Annotated in this window: 17 protein-coding genes; 11 read left to right on the top strand and 6 right to left on the bottom strand. The window is 36.4% G+C overall.

The features are described from left to right. Positions 1 to 97: 97 nt before the first annotated feature. Positions 98 to 1,612, top strand: coding sequence for a DHA2 family efflux MFS transporter permease subunit (locus ACIQ7N_RS08650; protein ID WP_132363800.1), 1,515 nt, complete (start codon positions 98 to 100; stop codon positions 1,610 to 1,612). 198 nt (positions 1,613 to 1,810) lie between these two features. Here ACIQ7N_RS08650 and ACIQ7N_RS08655 read toward each other — a convergent pair whose 3' ends face one another. Next, a complete protein-coding gene (locus ACIQ7N_RS08655; protein WP_402931409.1) occupies positions 1,811 to 3,997 on the bottom strand; it encodes an MMPL family transporter in 2,187 nt (728 codons plus the stop codon). A 124-nt stretch (positions 3,998 to 4,121) separates the two neighbouring features. Here ACIQ7N_RS08655 and ACIQ7N_RS08660 point away from each other — a divergent pair, with 124 nt between their 5' ends. The 7 genes from ACIQ7N_RS08660 to ACIQ7N_RS08690 all read left to right on the top strand — a co-directional run bounded on the left by ACIQ7N_RS08660 (position 4,122) and on the right by ACIQ7N_RS08690 (position 11,720). Continuing rightward, positions 4,122 to 4,739: a TetR/AcrR family transcriptional regulator gene (locus tag ACIQ7N_RS08660; RefSeq protein ID WP_402931410.1), complete on the top strand. Its 618-nt coding sequence runs from the start codon at positions 4,122 to 4,124 to the stop codon at positions 4,737 to 4,739. A gap of 458 nt (positions 4,740 to 5,197) precedes the next feature. Continuing rightward, positions 5,198 to 5,626 carry a helical membrane plugin domain-containing protein gene (locus ACIQ7N_RS08665; RefSeq protein WP_049667242.1) on the top strand — a complete coding sequence of 143 codons (429 nt, stop codon included), beginning with the start codon at positions 5,198 to 5,200 and terminating at the stop codon, positions 5,624 to 5,626. Positions 5,627 to 5,676: 50 nt separating this feature from the next. Next, entirely contained in the window at positions 5,677 to 6,861 is a 1,185-nt protein-coding gene (locus tag ACIQ7N_RS08670; protein WP_402931411.1) for an NAD(P)/FAD-dependent oxidoreductase, read from the top strand. 140 nt (positions 6,862 to 7,001) lie between these two features. After that, positions 7,002 to 7,220 carry a hypothetical protein gene (locus ACIQ7N_RS08675; RefSeq protein ID WP_402931412.1) on the top strand — a complete coding sequence of 73 codons (219 nt, stop codon included), beginning with the start codon at positions 7,002 to 7,004 and terminating at the stop codon, positions 7,218 to 7,220. A gap of 375 nt (positions 7,221 to 7,595) precedes the next feature. Beyond that, positions 7,596 to 8,564, top strand: coding sequence for a quinone oxidoreductase family protein (locus ACIQ7N_RS08680; protein WP_402931413.1), 969 nt, complete (start codon positions 7,596 to 7,598; stop codon positions 8,562 to 8,564). A gap of 636 nt (positions 8,565 to 9,200) precedes the next feature. Continuing rightward, the gene (locus ACIQ7N_RS08685; RefSeq protein WP_402931414.1) at positions 9,201 to 10,658 is read left to right on the top strand and encodes an MBOAT family O-acyltransferase; all 1,458 of its coding nucleotides are present in this window, start codon (positions 9,201 to 9,203) and stop codon (positions 10,656 to 10,658) included. Between the two features lie 18 nt (positions 10,659 to 10,676). After that, on the top strand, positions 10,677 to 11,720 hold the full coding sequence (locus tag ACIQ7N_RS08690; RefSeq protein ID WP_402931415.1) for a hypothetical protein: 1,044 nt from the start codon (positions 10,677 to 10,679) through the stop codon (positions 11,718 to 11,720). A 71-nt stretch (positions 11,721 to 11,791) separates the two neighbouring features. On the opposite strand, the gene pdxR is transcribed toward ACIQ7N_RS08690, so the two are convergent. Beyond that, a complete protein-coding gene (pdxR, locus tag ACIQ7N_RS08695) occupies positions 11,792 to 13,150 on the bottom strand; it encodes a MocR-like pyridoxine biosynthesis transcription factor PdxR (RefSeq protein ID WP_402931416.1) in 1,359 nt (452 codons plus the stop codon). 94 nt (positions 13,151 to 13,244) lie between these two features. Here pdxR and ACIQ7N_RS08700 point away from each other — a divergent pair, with 94 nt between their 5' ends. The 3 genes from ACIQ7N_RS08700 (at position 13,245) to ACIQ7N_RS08710 (ending at position 16,041) form a co-directional block, all read left to right on the top strand. After that, on the top strand, positions 13,245 to 13,841 hold the full coding sequence (locus ACIQ7N_RS08700; protein WP_402931417.1) for a GNAT family N-acetyltransferase: 597 nt from the start codon (positions 13,245 to 13,247) through the stop codon (positions 13,839 to 13,841). A 280-nt stretch (positions 13,842 to 14,121) separates the two neighbouring features. Further along, positions 14,122 to 14,568 (top strand): MarR family winged helix-turn-helix transcriptional regulator, encoded by a 447-nt coding sequence (locus tag ACIQ7N_RS08705; protein WP_274067738.1) that lies wholly within the window; start codon positions 14,122 to 14,124, stop codon positions 14,566 to 14,568. Positions 14,569 to 14,583: 15 nt separating this feature from the next. Then, the gene (locus ACIQ7N_RS08710; RefSeq protein WP_402931418.1) at positions 14,584 to 16,041 is read left to right on the top strand and encodes an MDR family MFS transporter; all 1,458 of its coding nucleotides are present in this window, start codon (positions 14,584 to 14,586) and stop codon (positions 16,039 to 16,041) included. Positions 16,042 to 16,378: 337 nt separating this feature from the next. Here ACIQ7N_RS08710 and ACIQ7N_RS08715 read toward each other — a convergent pair whose 3' ends face one another. The 4 genes from ACIQ7N_RS08715 to ACIQ7N_RS08730 form a co-directional block, all read right to left on the bottom strand. Continuing rightward, positions 16,379 to 17,086, bottom strand: coding sequence for an ABC transporter permease (locus ACIQ7N_RS08715; RefSeq protein WP_402931419.1), 708 nt, complete (start codon positions 17,084 to 17,086; stop codon positions 16,379 to 16,381). Then, positions 17,083 to 17,931, bottom strand: coding sequence for an ABC transporter ATP-binding protein (locus ACIQ7N_RS08720; protein WP_132363781.1), 849 nt, complete (start codon positions 17,929 to 17,931; stop codon positions 17,083 to 17,085). Before ACIQ7N_RS08720 ends, ACIQ7N_RS08715 begins: the two co-directional genes overlap by 4 nt. A 148-nt stretch (positions 17,932 to 18,079) precedes the next feature. After that, entirely contained in the window at positions 18,080 to 19,036 is a 957-nt protein-coding gene (locus ACIQ7N_RS08725) for a LytTR family transcriptional regulator DNA-binding domain-containing protein (RefSeq protein ID WP_402931420.1), read from the bottom strand. A gap of 3 nt (positions 19,037 to 19,039) precedes the next feature. Further along, complete coding sequence (locus ACIQ7N_RS08730; RefSeq protein WP_402931421.1) at positions 19,040 to 19,627, bottom strand: dienelactone hydrolase family protein; 588 nt, start codon at positions 19,625 to 19,627, stop codon at positions 19,040 to 19,042. Between the last annotated feature and the right edge of the window lie 235 nt (positions 19,628 to 19,862).

Genomic DNA, 19,862 nt, shown 5'->3' on the forward strand with positions numbered 1-19,862 from the left:
TGTTTTTAAATTTTATAGTCTTAACTGTTGAAAAAAATAGACTGCGAGTATAAAATAAGTTTTATCGAAAAAACAAAGAAAGAATTGAGGGATATAAATGAATAGTGAGCAAACATTGAAAAAGCCCCCCTATGGGATGATTAGTATTTTATTTGTGGGTGCTTTTGTTGCTTTTCTAAATAACACATTGTTGAATGTTGCATTACCAACAATTATGAAAGATTTTGGTATAACGTATTCATCTGTACAATGGCTCGCAACAGGTTATATGCTTGTAAGTGGTATTTTAGTACCTGCTTCAGCATTCTTTGTAACACGCTTTAAAAATAGACATTTATTTATTGCAGCAATGTCAGTCTTTACAATCGGTACGGTAATGGCGGGCTTTGCGCCTAACTTCGGTACACTTTTAGCAGGTCGTATGGTGCAGGCAGCAGGTGCAGCAAGTATGTCACCACTTCTAATGAACGTAATGCTGATTAGTTTCCCGAAAGAAAAACGCGGGGCAGCAATGGGTATTTTCGGTCTAGTTATGATTTCGGCACCAGCGATCGGTCCTACATTATCTGGATATATTGTTGAGCACCATGATTGGCGTATGCTATTCCAAATGATCATTCCGTTTGCTGTCATTAGTTTATTGTTTGGTATTTGGAAATTAGATAATGTAATGGAGACACGTAAAGTTCATTTAGATGTCCCATCAGTACTATTATCAACAATTGCATTCGGTGGTATTCTATATGGTTTCAGTACGGCAGGGGATAAGGGCTGGTCAAGTCCTTGGGTATATGGCACAATTTCAGCTGGCCTTCTTGCTTTAATCATCTTCATATTTAAACAACTACGTATGGATCAGCCTTTGCTGGAATTACGTATTTATAAATACCCAATGTTCGCGTTGGGTTCAGCTATTTCGGTTATCGTGTCAATGGCTATGTTCTCTGGGATGATTTTAACGCCTGCATATGTACAATCGATTCGTGGAATTGATCCATTTAAAGCAGGTTTAATGATGCTTCCTGGGGCACTTGCAATGGGGATTATGTCGCCGATTACAGGGAAACTGTTCGATAAATTTGGACCACGTGTACTAGCAATTATCGGTTTAACGATTACAACTATTGCATCATTCGGTTTAACAAAGTTAGAAATAGATTCAAGTTATACATTTATTGTGTCATTGTACACAATTCGTATGTTTGGTCTGTCAATGGTTATGATGCCGATTATGACAAACGGCTTAAACCAATTACCACAAATGATGAACCCACACGGTACAGCTATTAATAATACTGTACAGCAAGTGGCAGGGGCAATTGGTAGTGCCGTGATGGTAACGTTCATGAATAACCGTACAAAAGCAAAAGCCGAAGAATTAATTGCAGATGCAAAAGCGAATGCAGCACAATCAGGTGTTGCACCGACACCAGAACAAATGCAGCAAATGCAAGATCACATTATGCAAAATGCTTTATTAGATGGTATTACACACTCATTCTTCATAGCGGCATGTATTACAGTTGTTGCACTTGTGCTCGCATTCTTCTTAAAACGTGTTAAAGTTGAAAGCGCAGCTGCTTCAATGGATTTGAAAAAACCAACAAAATAATTATGAGTTGATATGCTCCCCTATAGATAAATGGATGAAAATTATATTTCTGTTTATCGAAGGGGAGTTTTTTAGATGCATTCTAGCAACGTATTGTTGTATCGGCACTAAAAAAGCACGGATATTAGCGACAGCTAAAGGATGGATGAGTATTTTAAAATCATCCTAACCTTTTACGCAAATGTCCGTGCAGTAATTTTAATCATTCTTTTTAAATAATGCTCCTGGCCAAAACGCATATTTACCGAGAACAGTAGTAATAGCAGGTACTAGCAATGGACGTACAATGAATGTATCAAGCAACACGCCAATTGCCGTAACGACACCGAACTGAACTAGTACTTGAATAGGTAAGGTAGCAAGGACAGCGAATGTTCCAGCTAAAATTAGACCAGCAGATGTAATAACGCTTCCTGTTCGTACGACACCTTCCTCAATAGCTGTTATATGATCTACTGTTCTGCGCTTTTTCCAAATTTCCGAAATCATAAAGATATTATAATCCTCACCGAGAGCCACTAAAAACACAAATGCATAGAGTGGAATTGCTCCTGAAATGGCATCTGTCCCCATTACATAGTGTAAAATTAGCCAACCTGCACCAAGTGCCCCGAAATAAGAAATAATAACTGTTGCTAATAAGTAAACAGTAGCTGTTATAGAACGTAGATAAATGAATAATAATAAAGCAATTAAAGCAATCATTGTTGGCATAATAACAGTTTCATCGCGTACAGTTAATTGCTGTGTATCATATTGACTAGCTGTTTCGCCGCCAATCCAAATATGTTTATGTGCATCTTTTATACCTTCATCCTCAAGCATTTTTATAACCGCTGCTTTAAGCTCTGGAATATGAGCTAACGATTCCTTAGCATAAGGATTAGCGTTAAAAGAAATCTCGTACAATTGGATAGCATTATTTTTCTCTCCAATTCGGCTATCTGCAACACTATCAATATAAGAGATTTCAGCTAATCGCTGCTGCAAGTGGATATCTCTACCCTCAGTATCAATGATGAGCTGAACTGGAGCTAATTCGCCAGGTGAAAAATTTTCTTCTATTAAATTAAAGCCTTCTCGGGATGGTATATTCTCAGGAAATGACGATAATAAATCAAAAGTATACTGAATACGTGGTACGAAAGCTGCTAACCCACCGAGGAACAGTAAAGTAACAACAATGATCACCCATGGTTTATGCGTTACAATGCGCCCGATTGCACGACTTATTTTATGTGTTGGTTTGTGCTGTTTTCTTCCTTTTTTATAAGCCATATCCTCTGTTCGTGGTATGAATGGAAAGAAGACAACGCGACCTATAATAACAAGAATTGCTGGAAGTACAACTAATGCTGCAACACCCATCACCAGTACACCAAAGCTAAACGGAATTGCAAAACGTTGGAATGCACCATAATGGGCAAGGCTAAGAGTAGCTAAACCAATAACAACCGTTAATGCACTCATCATAATCGCACCGCCAGACTCCTTTATAGTAAGCTTCATGGCAGTAGTCTTATCTTCGATATGAAATAATACTTCTCGATACTTTGATATTAAAAATAAACAATAGTCTGTACCTGCTCCAAAGAGTAATACAGTCATAATAGAGACAGCCTGTGAGTCCTTATCGATCCATCCATGATCGGCGAAAAAGCCGAGCGTTGGACTTATAACGACGTAGGCAAGAGCAACAACCAATAATGGAATAATGGCTAATAACGGTGAACGGTAAATAATAATTAGTAATACTAAAACAAGGAGCACTGTTGCAATTAGTAATTTAACATCAGCTTGGGAGAATAAACTGACAGCATCCGTAGCGATACCAACCGGTCCAGAATAACGCACATGAAGATTGTCACTAACTAAGTCTTTATCTAGTTGGATATTATACTTATCCATTGTTTTTGTTAATGTCTTTAAACTCTCTCGTAACGCATCCGTAGCCACACCCTTTTCAAAGAAAACAGGAGTGACAATTGTTGTGCCATTGTCAGATGCTGACGCTAAAAAGGCTTGAGGTGGCATTTTATCATATGGTGGAATAATAGTTTGATTTGCTAAAGGTTTAGCTTTAAGCTCTCCGTAAACTTTTTGGATAGCAATAAAATCATCAGTAGTTAGCCCGCTATCTCGATGCCAGACGAGTAATAATGGTGTACCTGCATCATTCGGAAATTGTTCTGCAATAATAGCTGCTGCCTGCTGAGACATTTCACCTTCGGGTAAGTTTTTACCAGATTCACTCTTAATACTATTAATCTGTGGCCAGGCAAATGACAGTACAACAACAAGTGCAATCCAAAAGGTGAGGGCTAAAAAGCGCCCTTTTTTACTTGTTACCATTGAGCCCCATTGCTCTAGTGGGTGCTTTTTCATTTAAAGACCTCCGTTTCATGTAAGTAATTTTAATTATATATACCAGAAGGTTAATTAATCAATTGTAAAAAAATTATATGCTATACTATGTCTAAAATTAATCCTTTATAAGGGGGCGGAATTGTTGAAGCAGTCACCACGTGTTCTCGGAAGACCTCGCCATGATGAGAATGCGAAACCAAAAAAAGATATTGTTCTTGAAACGGCAACTAGGCTTTTTATCAAAGAAGGCTATAAAAATATTTCGATGGCTGACGTAGCAAAAGCTTGTAACGTTACAAAGGCTACTATCTATTACTATTACCCGACTAAAGGGGATTTATATACATCAGCGTTGCTGGAAATGATGAATCAAATTAAACTGTCCATTTTACAGATATTGAAGGAGTCAATATCATTTAAAGATCGGTTGGAGAAGCTTGTTGAAATTCATTTATCGGCCACTGTAGATATTGATATGAAAAATTTTATGAGAGAAGCGACGATTAATTTATCGGAATCTCAATTAAAAGAAGTGCAAGCATCAGAAAATAATATGTATAAAACGATAGAGCAGGCGATGCAGTTAGAGATGGAACTAGGCACGATTCGGAAAGGGAATCCTACTTTTTTTGCCCATTCGTTTATGGCTTTGATGTCGGTAGGATACGTTAAAGATGTGGAAGGGAAAAGGATATTTCAATCAGAAGCTATGGCTGCGAGAGAAATTATAGACTTTTTCTGGAAATCTGTTGAAAAATGATCACCTCCATTTTATGTAATATTAATCCTGAAAATAAAATAAGTATTACGCAATCGATTTAGGGGAAGCTTAGATCAAAGGTATTTTAATAAAATTGAGATTAAAAATATTGTATTTGGGCTACAAAGCAAACATAATTACAAATATTTAGTTACAAATCAATGAATTTTGAAAAGATTGTCGAAATTGTGATTTAGCTCATTGAAATAATATACAAACAACCTTATAATGGAGGTTGTAACGTCACCAAGACAAGATAGGATGAATTATGATGCGCTTTTTGCAAAATAAAGTTAACATTGTAATAACAAATTATACGAATTGCTATCCAGCTCTTGAGACTGGTGATTTGTAAGATATAAGCGCTGTAACGACTGTTAAGAAGTGCCTTAATGGTCTTTTTTACATGGAAGCAATAAAATTAAAATAGTGATAGTGATGGCAAAGGAGAGTTCAAAATGTCAGAAACGAAAAACCAAACACAGTCTGAACAATTAACTGTGAGTCAAGAACAACTGGATGTGCTAGATCAATTATTAAAGCCTGAGGTTCAGGAATCACTTACAACTTTAGTTGAACAATTACCTAAGTTAACTGAAATGATGACGCTATTAACAAAATCATATGAGTTTGCTCAAGCTGTTGCAACTGACGAAGTACTTAAAAATGATACTGTTGGTGCGGTAACAGAAATGGCTGGCCCAGTAGTAGGCTCAGCTAAAAACCTTGCAGCTACTGCAATTGAAGCGAAAGACCGTGCTTCTGAAAGCCAAGAAGTAATTGGTTTATTCGGTCTTATGAAAATGTTAAAAGACCCACAAGTTCAAGGTGTTTTCCGTTTTGTTAATGCTTTCTTACAAGTAAGCGCTGAACGTAAAGCTAAATAAGACTCGACTTGAGATATATTCAAAACGTACGGACGGAGGATTAATTAATCATGTCAAAAGAAATCGTCATCTTAGGTGCTGGTTACGCTGGCGTTTTAACTGCATTAACAGCACGTAAGTATCTATCAGCTGATGAAGCTAAAATTACTGTAGTAAACCAATTCCCAACACACCAAATCATCACTGAACTTCACCGTTTAGCTGGTGGTACTATTGCTGAAGGTGCTGTTGCTTTACCACTTAAAAAAATCTTTAAAGGTTTAGATATCGATTTACAAATCGCTAAAGTTACAAAATTCAATGTAGACAGTAAAAAAGTTGACCTAGATACTGGATATACTTTAAATTACGATACTTTAGTAGTAGCTTTAGGTAGCCAAACTGGATTCTTTGGTATCCCTGGATTAGAAGAAAACTCTATGGTTCTTAAATCAGTGAACGAAGCAAATAAAATTAACAAACACATCGAAGATCGTATTAAAGCATATGCACAAACAAAAGACGAAGCAGATGCAACAATCGTTATCGGTGGTGGCGGTTTAACAGGTGTAGAGCTTGTTGGTGAAATCGTGGACAACTTCCCGAAAATCGCAGCAAAACACGGTGTTAACTTTGCTGATCTTAAAATTAAACTTGTTGAAGCTGGTCCAAAAATCTTACCAGTACTTCCGGATACACTGATCCAACGTGCAACTGAAAGCTTAACAAAACGTGGCGTTGAATTCATTACAGGTACTCCTGTAACAGGCGTTGATGGCAATGTTATCTCTCTTAAAGATCGCGAACCAATCGTTGCTAATACACTTATTTGGACAGGTGGGGTAGCGCCACTTCCAATCGTAGGCGAGTCTGGCCTTGCTGCTGACCGCGGTAAAGCTACGATTAACGAGTTCTTACAATCTACATCTCACGACGATGTATTCGTAATCGGTGACGCATCTGTTGCATTACCAGCTGATGGTGGGCGTCCACTATATGCTCCAACTGCTCAAGTTGCATGGCAAATGGGTGAATGCGCTGGTTACAACTTATTCGCACAATACAAAAAGCAAGAGATGAAGCCTTTCTCTGCAATTAACTCTGGTACACTTGCAAGCTTAGGTCGTAAAGACGCTGTTGCGACGATTGGTGCTAGCAACACACAACTTAAAGGTCTTCCTGCAACACTTATGAAAGAAGCGTCTAACATTCGCTATCTTACACATATTAAAGCATTATTCGGCTTAGCGTATTAATTTTATGGGCATGAATCAATAGTAATATTGATTCATGCTTTTTTTATTTTAGGGTAGCTAGATAGAAAAACCAGAGCGATGGAAGGAAGAGTTAAAGCGACGGTAAGAATAGCCAGAGTGGCGGACAGAAGAGTTGAGTGATGGAAAGACCAGTCAAAGCGACGGGAGAAGCACCGAAGTACGGAAAGAAATCTGAGCTACGGAAAGAAGAGCCAAAGATAGATAGAATCGTCAAAATCGTGGATAGAGCGGTAAAAAACATGGATAGAACAGCCAAAATCGTGGATAGCCCCGACAGAAATATCAAAGAGACATCAAAAGCCAGATTTTATAGGAATATTTCTGAATTCGATGACTAGAAAAGAAGGTTTAATGCTAAAGCAATAGCAAGTAGTAGCACCTTCTATTAAAGAGATGCATGTATAGAGATTCCGTTGTATTGTTCTTTCATCATTTTTATTTTTATAGATATCTCCTATTTATTTCTTTTTATTGGTTCATCATCAAAAGTTGAGGATGACTTTTGTTAAAATGTCTACTATGTAAATAGTTGATTGGAGTGGAGACTGGGCGACTCCTCGGGGATCAGCGTCACAGATGAGACCCTGCAGCGCAGCGAAGCGGCTCATCGGACGCCCCCAGGAAAGCGCCCAGTCGGAACGGAAATCAACCACACGTTTTGGTGATGATCCTTTTTATTTTATAATGTAACTATAACAAGGAGGGGGAAATTTATGAAGGCTGTGATCATTAATGAGTTTGGTACTTCTGATGTTTTAAAGTACGTAGAATGTCCAAAGCCCACTATTTCAGCAGGGGAAGTATTAATACGTACGACATATACGAGTGTGAATTTTGCCGATATTAAAAATAGAACAGGTAATAAAGCAAAAGCAAATTTCCCGATGATACTCGGTTTAGATGTAGCTGGTGTAGTTGAGGAGGTTTTTGCTAAAAGTAGCACTTTTAAAGTTGGAGATGTGGTTCTTGCATTCCCGAAAAATGGAGCCTATGCAGAATATGTGGTGGCGAATGAGAAGCTAGTCTTTAAAGTTCCGAATGATGTTCCTTTGGAAAAGGCAGCCGCTGTGCCAACGGTTTTGTTTCTATCCTATCTTTTGGCACATCAAATCGCTCCAATTAGCTCAGATGATAGCGTATTAATTCATGCTGCATCTGGTGGGGTAGGAACGATGCTCATTCAAATGGCAAAAAAGCTAGGTGCCAAGAAGATTATTGGTACTGTTGGTGATATGAGGAAAGCGACAATTGCCCTTGAACTAGGTGCACATCATGTACTGACATACGATAATTTTAGTGCGAAAGTGAATGAATATACGGATGGTCATGGTGTTAACATTATTTTTGACTCCATTGCCGGGAATATTACGGAAGAGAGTTTTAACTGTTTAGCTCCGTATGGTACGCTAGTGCAATTTGGAAATAGCGGTGGTAAAGCTGGGAATATAAAAACATCTGACTTGCATAGTAGCTGCCGCAATGTGAAAGGGTTTAGCTTAGGAACGACTCGAGCTTCCAAGCCTGAAGTGCTACAACAAGTTGCACAGGAGATGTTTACACTGTTGAAGGATGAAAGTTTCCAAGTACCAATTGCTAATATTTTTGCATTAGAAGACATGCAGAAAGCACATGATTTGATGGAAAGTCGTCAGCATCAAGGAAAGATTTTAATGAAAATATAGATGACCGACCTCTGTATAGTGATCAACACGCTATACAGAGGTTATGTTTGTTTTAGATCTTTTAGCTTTAAAAAAGCATGGTTGTGAATCAAACCCCCCCATTAATAGAATGAAAGCAAACTAGTAAAAACCCTATTAGGAATCACCACATTATTTGTAGGTATAATTCTAACTTTCATTTTTCGACAACAAACAGGAATTTCCTTTAAACAATTGTTAAAATGAGGTATTATTATATAGGTTTTTGTCTTTCTCTACCTTATTTTGAAATCGTTATTTGTTTTAGCTTAACTTTTTAGTATAATATAATATTTGGCCTCTTTAAATACATAATGAATATAACAATGGTATTTATTTCATTTAGATTTTGCGAGTGTATCAATGTTAAAGTGTTATATGGCTAATTTAAGTGATGTAAATATAATATTAAAACATTAAATTTGATAGGCTCTTCACTAAATATTTGTTTAACGTGTGTCGTGTTTTTAGGTTGATTTGTTGGTCCTTTGGAAATGCGGCAAAGATATGATCCCTGAAGCACAAGCGAACGCCTTCAGATAAGCGCGGAACGGAAATGTTTGTGGTGAGGAGTCTTAATTTTGAATATAAAGGAATGGCAATTAGGGGAGTGGTGTAATGCTTTTTAATTCCTTTGAATTTATTTTCTTGTTTTTACCTATAACATTTATTATCTATTTTTTATTAAATCGTTTCAGAAACCAGCAATATGCGATCTATTGGTTGGTACTGAGCTCTTTGATTTTTTACGGCTATTTTAAGTTAACTTATTTAGCAATCATCACAATCTCCATAGTTGTGAACTTTGCTTTAAGTCGGGTAATTAGTAGAACCAATAGTCGTTGGAGAAAAACGTATATGATAATTGGAGTCATCTTCAATATTATCATTCTCTGCTACTATAAATATACCGATTTCTTTATTGGCAATATAAATAGTTTATTTGGTACAAATTTTGCACTGTTGCACTTATTGCTACCATTAGGACTTAGTTTTATTACATTTCAACAAATTGCTTTTATTGTTGATAGTTATCGTGATGGAACAGCCCATTATAAATTTAGTCATTATGCGCTGTTCATTTTGTTTTTCCCGCAGTTAATTGCAGGACCAATTGTTCAGCATGATGAAATGCTTCCGCAGTATGATACGAAGGAAAATCGTAAAATTATTCCTGAACATGTTGCACGAGGTTTATTTATTTTTGCAATTGGTTTAGTTAAGAAGGTTGTTATTGCTGATACGGTGGGCATATGGGCGAATGAAGGCTTTGCCAATTATAGTAACTTAAGTTTTATAGAAGCTTGGATTACCTCATTATCGTATACAGTGCAACTTTATTATGATTTTAGTGGATATTCTGATATGGCGATCGGTTTAGCATTATTATTTAATATTAAACTACCAGTAAATTTCTACTCTCCTTATAAAGCACGTAATATTCAGGAGTTTTGGAAAAAGTGGCATATGACGTTGAACCGGTTTTTAACTACATATGTCTATTTTCCATTAGGTGGTAGTCGTAAAGGGGCATATAGAACCTATCTAAATATATTAATTATTTTCTTCATCAGTGGATTTTGGCATGGTGCAGGATGGAATTTTATTTTGTGGGGACTGATGCATGGCTTTGCGTCTGTAGTTGTGAGACTTTTTAGTAAAACACGTATTAAGCTTCCGTATTTACTTTCATGGTTTATGACTTTCCAATTTGTTAATATCGCTTGGGTATATTTCCGTGCAACAAGTATTGAGCAAGCAAATACTATTATAGCCAAAATGTTTACGCCAAACATGACAGCTATTACTAATTTCTTTACAGAGCCGCACACGAATTTTGCGCAAGCGGAAGCTTTTAATATTTTGGGACTATCATTCAGTGATCCAATAGTGATTGTTGTAGGACTCTTAATCACACTTGTTATTGCATTTACGGCATTAAATTCTATTCAATTAATGGATAAGATGAAATTTAATTGGGGAGCAATTATTTATACGCAATTTATGATTGCACTAGTGCTAGTATCCATTTACTATATGCAAAAAAATAGTATATTCTTATATTTTAATTTCTAAATAAAGGTGTGAATGAACTTGGATCCGAAAAAATGGTTAGTAAAATTATTTGCCACATCTTTCGTAGTAATAGGATTACCTGTTTTCGGAATTATGGGTTTCAATTATTATATTGACCCTCTTTGGAATTACACACATGCGAATGACTATAACGACTATCAGCTTGGCTTTGATGAAAGACAATTAAAAACAAATTATATCAATAGCCATGATTTTAACTATGATAGTTTATTAATGGGAACGAGCAGGATTACGTATCTTGATGAGAGGGCTTTTACAAAAGAAAATGTTTATAACTATTCATTGAGTGGGCTGCATATTACAGAATATTTGCCTTACATGAAATATGCTGAACAGAAAAATGGTAAGCCGTTTAAGAGAATTTTTATTGAGTTATATTTTGATTCGGCGAATGCTGGCAAACCTAGTACATCGAATCCGCCGCAAACTTATATCGAGACGTCGGAGGCACCTTTTTATGCAATAAAGTCCTTATTTTCAGCAAGCACAATGCATTATGCTCTTTTTAATTATGATATTTCAAAAGCAAATCATTACGATGGTGCGCGCAGTTACACACGTCATAATATTGCACAAACTACGTATCCAAATGATGATATGGAGCAAGGGTGGCAAAAATTCCAGAAGAATTTTAAAGCAGAGACAGCTAAGCCTTTTATGTACGATACCGACTATCGAACAAGGCTTCAAGCTATAAAAGATGCATTCCCGAATACAGAACTAGTGGTCTTTACAGAATTAATGCCTGCTAAACGGCTTCAGACCATTTTGCATAATGAAAATCGTTACGAGGCTTATAGTAGATGGATGAATGATATGGTAGGTGTGTTTGGTACCGTGTACAGCTTCCATGGTGTGAATGAAGTAACGGCGAATGAGAACGACTTTTTCGACTGGTTGCATTACTACCCAAACGTTGGTAACTTAATCATTGAAGCTTTAGAGAACAGGGAAAAACGATCAACTATTATGCAGACTGTAAATAAAGGGAACCTTGATGAGTACCTTAAAAATGTAGTGGTAGATATTAATATTGACTAAATGATGAAAAGATGACGCTGATATGTACTGTCAGGGTCATCTTTTTTTATCTATAAAAAGGTTTATGGGGATTACCAAACTGTTGCAAGTAATGCAATGCTGTCGTTAATTTGCTCAACGGTTAGCCCTCCATAACCCATAATGACCATAGCATGTTTAGAGCCTTGCTGATAGGAGGTTGAGCATGGATACACTTTAATTCCTACCTCCTGTGCGAGCCTAATGGCATTATGCTCAGATAGCCTTTTTGGTAACTTCATAACGATGTGTAGCCCAGATTTTTCACCAATTACTTCGAATTCCTCAGAAAAATGGGTGTTAATAGCTGCTAGTAACGTCTGTTGCTTTTTACGATAAATAGTACGCATTTTGGCTAAATGCTTATCGAATAAGCCTTGGGCAATGAAATCGGCTAATACAAGCTGATCTATTTTTGAGACAACAGATTTTTGCTCCTGATTAAAAAGCATAAATTTTTCGACTAACGATTTAGGCAAAATCATATAACTAATACGGAGCGATGGGATAAGTGTTTTAGAAAAGGTTCCGAAATAAATAACACGTTGCAGCTGATCCATCTTTGCTAAAGAGGGAATAGGAAGCCCCTTATAACGAAATTCCGAGTCATAATCATCCTCAATAATAAATGCCTTCGCAGAATTAGCCCATTGTAGAAGTTCTGCACGCCGTTCAACCGGCATGACCATCCCGAGCGGAAACTGGTGTGCGGGTGTTGTGTATAACATGTGGATGAATTCTTTCGGTATTGATATCCCTAAGTTATCAACAGGAATAGCATGAGTTATTAATCCACATTGTTGCAATGTTGCACGTACTCTTCTAAAGCCAGGCTCCTCTAAGCCAACGTGCGCTTTTTGGCCAAAAAAGTGACAGAGAGCCTGAAGCTGATTTTGTGTACCACTATAAACGAACACCTGTGATGCTTCACAAGTAACTCCTCTTGATCGTTCAACATAGCGAGCGATTTCCGTCCGTAATATAGCTTCTCCAGGCCAAGGACTTGTTGTTAAATTATCCACATTAAAGTGCTTTTTCAACAGCTTATGCCAGATTGAAAATGGAAAAGCGTCCTTATCCACATGTCCGTTATTAAAATCAAATTTTATAGTATATGTAGTTGGTGTTATAGCTGGGGATATGTGCTGATTTTGCTGCTGTTCCCATTCAAATTCAAAGGGCGCTATAAAATAACCAGAGCGTTCCTTACTATAAATATAGCCTTCAGCTAGTAATTGTTCATAAGCTTCCTTAATCGTATGGACACTAACATCAAGCGTTTTAGCAAGCGTTCGTTTAGATGGCAATTGCTCATGGGCCAGTAGTTTCTTCTTTAAAATGGTTTGTTTTAATTCCTCGTAGATTTGCACGTATTTCGATGCATCTCCAGTAAATGAGATCGATAACTCCAAAATATTGCACCTCCTGGTATGGTGTATTTTAAAAAAATTGGTTCTACCTATCATATCAAAAATATCGTTAAATAAAAAAAAGGAGTGAAGCAACATGAATTTTAAAGCATTAGAAAATGAGGTAGTATTACTGAAGCCGTTAGAACAACAGGACACACAAGGGTTATTGGAGGCAGCTAGTTATCCAGAGATATGGCCCCACATGTCCACAACAATTGAGAAAATGCTCGATGTGAATAACTTTGTGGACAAAGCATTAGCAACAAAGCGTGAAAAAACCGAGTTTCCATTTGTAATTGTGGATAAAAAATCTGGACAAATCATTGGTTCAACTCGGTTTATGGACATTGATGAAACGCATAAACGACTTGAAATAGGTACTACATGGATAACACCGGCTTTTTGGCGTACGGCCATTAATACGAATTGCAAATATTTATTATTACAATACTGTTTTGAGGTACTCAACTTACAGCGTGTTCAAATTAAAATAGACCACGAAAATTTACGTTCTCAAAAGGCGATTGAACGTTTAGGGGCAACAAAGGAGGGGGTCTTACGTAATCATATGGTACGGAAGGATGGTACGACTCGTCATACTGTGATGTACAGCATTACGCTACAAGAATGGCCACAAGTGAAAAACCTTTTGCAGCAGTTGCTAGTTGATACTACAGAGAAATTGGGGTAAAAAGAATGGTCAACCCTGTAGCGCTAAAGACAAGTAGTTGTACAAAAGGATTGATTTCATCCGTACTAGTTTAATATGTTGTACATTTTTTTATTTTTTGCATTAATAACTGGATATGTAAGTTTACACTTTGATTATAGGTACAGCATTAGTTAAAGTCCGGTAGTAGAGGTTATCATACCTTTTATTAGTTCGTATATTGATAGTTCATATATTGACTATTTTTCCGGACTTTGCTACAATCCAATTGTCAATATATTGACTTTATGGAGGGTACGATATGAAAAAAGAGCGAGATGAAATGTATTTGGATATTATGTTAGACGTTTTTCGTGCATCTAGTTTACTTAGAAGAATTGGAGGCGGATTGGCACAACAAGTTGGTTTAAAAAGTGCACAACAATGGATGATTTTGGGGACCATTCTGCGCGAGGAAGAAGTAACCTTAAAAGATCTTCGCTTAGATACGTTAGTTACGAAACAAACAATTACTGGGCTTGTTGAACGTTTACAAAATGGGGAGTATCTCGAGACATTTCCAGACGCTGAAGATCGACGGATTACTAGAACAAGATTGACTTCAAAAGGAAAAGATACTATGAGACAAATCAAACCATTATGTGAAGAAAGTAACCGAAATTCATTTTCAGTTTTAACCGACGAGGAATTAGAAAGTTTATCCAGCTCCTTAAGCAAACTTGTTCAACATTTAAACCTTGAGGAATAATTAAGGAGGGTATTAATGAATAGAAAGACGAATACAAGAAATGTTACGGTGGCCATTTTCATTGCCACTTTTTTATCTGCAATTGAGGGTACTATCGTAGGAACCGCGATGCCGAAAATGGTAGGTGATTTAGGTGGTTTAGAAATGATGAGCTGGGTTGTTTCTGCCTATCTAATGACCCTATTAATCACTACCCCAATATACGGAAAGCTAGCGGATTTATTTGGTCGCAAAATGATGTTTAATATAGGAATAACAATATTTTTAATCGGGTCTATTTTATGTGGCTTATCCGAAAACATGTTACAGCTTATTATTTTTCGAGCACTTCAAGGCATGGGAGCCGGTGCTTTATCCAGTATAACCTTTACAATCATCGGAGATATTTATCCCTTTGAGCAACGAGCAAAAGTGCAAGGTTGGCTCAGTAGTATATGGGGAATCGCAGGAATTGTCGGTCCTTTAGTTGGAGGAATTTTAGTTGATTATGTTTCTTGGCGATGGGTATTTTATTTAAACATTCCATTTGTTATCGTTTCTATGTTTTTATTGTTTATTTCTCTGCATGAAACATTTGAAAAGAAAAAACGATATATTGATTATAGCGGAATTATTACTTTTACCATTGCAATTATCTCTTTATTGTACATATTAAATCGGCCATGGGAATCAATGCTTACTATACTAACCTTATCCGTAAGTATTATAAGCTTCATTCTTTTTATTATTATTGAACGTAAATCCCCAGAGCCACTTATTCCATTACAACTTTTTTCGATTCGTCCCATTACAGTAGCTAACTTAGCTATTTTCTTATTAGGCTCAGTGTTTATTGTTATTTCATTCCACATTCCTTTATGGATTCAAGGCGTTTATGGTGGTGGAGCAACCGAATCAGGATTAGTTATGATACCAATCTCAATAATGTGGCCTCTATGCTCCATTATAGCTGGCAGGCTTATCTCTAAAAAGTCTTTTAGATTTATTACTTTGTTGGGTTCGATTATTATTTTTATCGGTTGTATAGGATTGTCATCAGCTTCAATTGAAACGCCTGTATGGTTATTTATGATTTATACAGCGTTCATTGGTGCAGGAATGGGATTCGCTACCACAACATATACAGTAGTGGTTCAGTCTGAAGTTGACTGGAAATTAAGAGGAATATCAGTTGCATCTTTTCGATTTATGCAGAGTTTAGGTCAAACAATCGGAATTGCAGTATTTACAGCTATCTCTATGACACAAGCAACAAAATATCTAAGTAAACAGCAAGATTCATCACATATAGATGTTAGTCAGATATTCAATAATAACCATGATACTTCACTTTCAAAATCAAATTTACAAAGCATAAAAGAAGCCATTGCGTTTGGATTACATAAGGAATTTTTGATTTTATCAGTAATTATCATAATTACTTGTTTAGTAGCAACACGAATAACACAATCGAAATCTTCTTTAGAAAAATGAAATTAACAACGGATTAAACTTTTCATTAAATTGAGCTCTATTTTATCAAGACTTCAAACTAACCTACATCCTTACATATATTTTCTCAGCACAAAAAAAGTAAACCGCCCCAAGCATACGGGCAGTTTAAACTCTTGATGTACTAAGCTCCTTTGAAGCGATTTGATTTGTTACGGTTCAGTCAGAATGCACATCTTTTAACACGTTTTTATAAAAAAAGCTGAACTAAATTGTTTGAATTAGTTCAGCTTAAAAATACCTTTTTATAATGTTGCACATTTTATAAAGTATACTGATAAATTAAGGTATTACTCTAACTCTTAACTTTTAATAAAAATTAGTCGACCATTCTCTTTTTATAAATAAATCCTGCTACAATCCAAGTTACTAGTGACCAAACGATGATTGAAGCTATTGGAATAATGACATCCATTGTTGTGTATGATCCTTCTAAAGCTTCAGCTAATAGTACTAATTGAGAGCTTGGTAACCATTCAGCAATCTTTGAAATCGGATTAGCAGAGGGTAAAGCTAGTGCAAGAGGGCCGCATGAGAAAATAAGGACAACAGGTAGAGTGATAAGAGATCCTTCCATAATCGTTTTGGAGAATAATCCACATAATGTTCCTAGTGCAATATAAAACACAGTCGAAAGTATTAAAGCGATAGCTAAGATGAAAAGGTTAGCTGGGTTATAGCCAGCGATGAATATAGTTAAGGCTACAACTACCATTGTAATGATAAAGACAAACAAGCTTTTACCGATTAAAATATCGCCAAGTGAAGCAGGGGAAAGCATGAGACTGCGAAGCGTATTTTTTTCTTTCTCTTCTGCAATTAGACAGCATTGTACGTAGGTAGTCACCATAGAAAATGCCATATTAATTGAAAGAATATAGATGGCGATAGTAGCGGAGCCCGATTTATTATACAAAAATGCAAAGACAAGTGGCATAAATACCATAACCGATACCGCATAGTTACGTGAAAATTCCTTATAATCCTTCATAAAAATAGCCTGAATACGTGACATTGAAATGTTCATACTAAATCACTCCCTGTTATTTGCATAAAAATATTCCCTAGTGTAGGCTCGTTTGTATAAATACGAGAAACTTCGTTAGATTGCATCCAATGAAACAGTTTTTCTGCATCCTGTTTTCCGTTTTGAATGACCTCACTAGCACCATTTTTTAGTTCAACTGTAATAGAGTCATCACCAAACTCTTTTTTCAAATCTTTTGGCGCACCAATTGCTCGAATTTTACCTTTATGTAAGAAGGCTACACGATCACAAAGTATTTCGGCTTCACTCATATCATGTGTTGTTAAAAATATTGTCGTACCCATCTCGTTTAATTTGCGCAAGCCATTATAAATATGCTGTGTATTAACAGGATCGAGAGCAGAAGTTGGCTCGTCTAAAAATAATAATTCGGGTTTATGCATGATAGCACGTGCAAGCGTAACACGCTGCATCATTCCTTTAGAAAGCTGACTAATCTTCTTTTTACGATCACCGTATAAGTTAACAAAATCCAACGCTTCTTTAATGGCTGATTTAGGTAATTGGTATAAATTACTGAATAGTAATAAATTCTCCTCGATTGAAAGTCGCGTATATAGTCCGCTATTATCTGTTAAAATACCGAAGCGTTTACGATTGTTACTTTGTTTCATCTCATTTGCTGGGCGACCAAACAATAAAACATCGCCAGCAGTTTTTTCAGTTTGTGCTGTTAATATTTTTATAGTAGTAGTTTTTCCGGATCCGCTAGGTCCGAGAAATCCGAATATTTCACCTTTTTGAATGGAAAATGAAACATCCTGTAATGCTGTTTCCTTATTAAATGTTTTTTTCAAATGCTGAACATCGATTACTGCGTTCATTTGAAAACCTCCCTGTGTTGTTGTTCATATCTACACTATAAGGGACAATAAGGGTCTCAACATTAAATTACAGGTGAAAGGCTGCGAAAGGACCTTTAGTGGAGAAATATTTTAGTTGACAGGAGTCGTTTATTTCCTGGGAAATCTACTAAATTCCGAGTATTTCCTTTAAATCTGCGAGTTTATTTTTCGACAAAGGTACTACGGTCTTTTCATTGCTGTTTAAGGCTAGGCTATAGCTATTGCGAGTCCAAGTAATGATTTCCCGTACCTTTTGTAAGTTAACGATATAAGAGCGATGACTTCTAAAGAAGCCGAACGGTGTCAGTTTTTGCTCAAGATCATTTAATGATAATGTACATGGATAGGTTTCACCTGCAACATATAGTGAAACAATACCCTCAACACTTTCGATATAATCGATTTCCGGGGGATTAAATAAAATGATCTTATCATTTTTCTTTGTAGGGATTTTATCAAGTCGAATCGGCACGTTTTCTTGAGAGGGGGGAGTTGGTTCAGTTCCATCCTCTTTAACGTCTAATGCATGTATGCCCGTGATATCCAGTCTATGTATTTCTGTACTCGAAATAATTAAATCCTCAAGATTGTTAGATAATAAAATGACTGTTTTATTCTTTTTTCGAAGTGCATCCAATAACTGAATGACGTTTTGCTTAGAGAATTCATCTAGGTTTTGGAATGGCTCTTCTAAAACATGTATGTGTGCCTGATTGAGATATGTATGAATCAATTTTAAACGTTGCTTTTCTCCATTTGAAAGCTTGCTAATTTTAATGCTTTTTTGCTCCATTAAAGCGAATAATTTTAATAGATCCTCCATCTTTTCAGAAGAAGCATTGAAAAGCTTTAAGCAAAAGTTAATATATTCTCGAACCGTCAGTCGCTCATACAAGGCATTTTCACGAAAATGTGTATACGTATTACTTTGCTTCGAAAACCATTGTGTTAATGTTTGTATTTTTGACACATCCGTATGGATGCCGATAATAATACCTGGCTGCATAGATAGGTGAAAGTTTGGATAAATTACATTGCCTCCTTCTATATAAGGGTCAATAATTATGCTTTCATTTTGGTTCATTACTTAGTCCTCCTTGCCTTCATTTGATTCCAAAAATTGCGAGATTTCAGTTTGTGATTGTAAAAAACTACCGTGATGATAGTTTGCGTTATGAAAGTCCATAAAACCGTGCTGACCTATATATTGTCTCGTTTGAACAAATGGAAATGTATCGAGTATTTCTTTTAATTCATGGACATTAAAACTTTTCTCATGACTTGGTAAAATAACGAGCGTCGGACAGGAGGGGCTTGTATCCAAGTATTGACGAATGCGTGAACCGTAAACGCAAATGATACCTTGTAATGGTAGCGTTGATAGTCTCCAAGCTAATGTTGCACCTACACTAAATCCGATTAACAGTACTTCATCAAAATGTGTCCTAGCTTCTAATATTTTTTTGGTTAGTTTACCGAGAGGAGCTTCAAAGCCAACTTCACTTATGAAATATTCATAGGCTTCCTGCTCTTGTTCATATTGAAATATTCTATCGTCTGAATATAAAGAAATGCACTCAACAGAAGTGTTAGCATTGCAGTATGCTTCAGCTTGCATTTTTATAAAATCGTTAACGCCATAAATCTCATGTAGAATGAATATTTTCCTTGCCATGTTGACCTCATTTTTTGTTTTTTTCAATAGTGTACCAAAAAGTAATCATACAGGGTTCATCACCAAAAGTTGTGGATGACTTTTGTTAAAACGTCTACTATGTAAATAATTGACCTTCGTTCCGACTGGGCGACTCCTCGGGGATCAGCAATAGAGGAACGAAGGCTAAAAGCATCACATCCTGTGATAACGCCTTCGTGACCAACATCGTGTTGGCCCGAGACCCTGCAGCGCA

It is taken from the genome of Lysinibacillus sp. NPDC095746 (genome assembly GCF_044763535.1).
Taxonomy (GTDB): Bacteria; Bacillota; Bacilli; order Bacillales_A; family Planococcaceae; genus Lysinibacillus.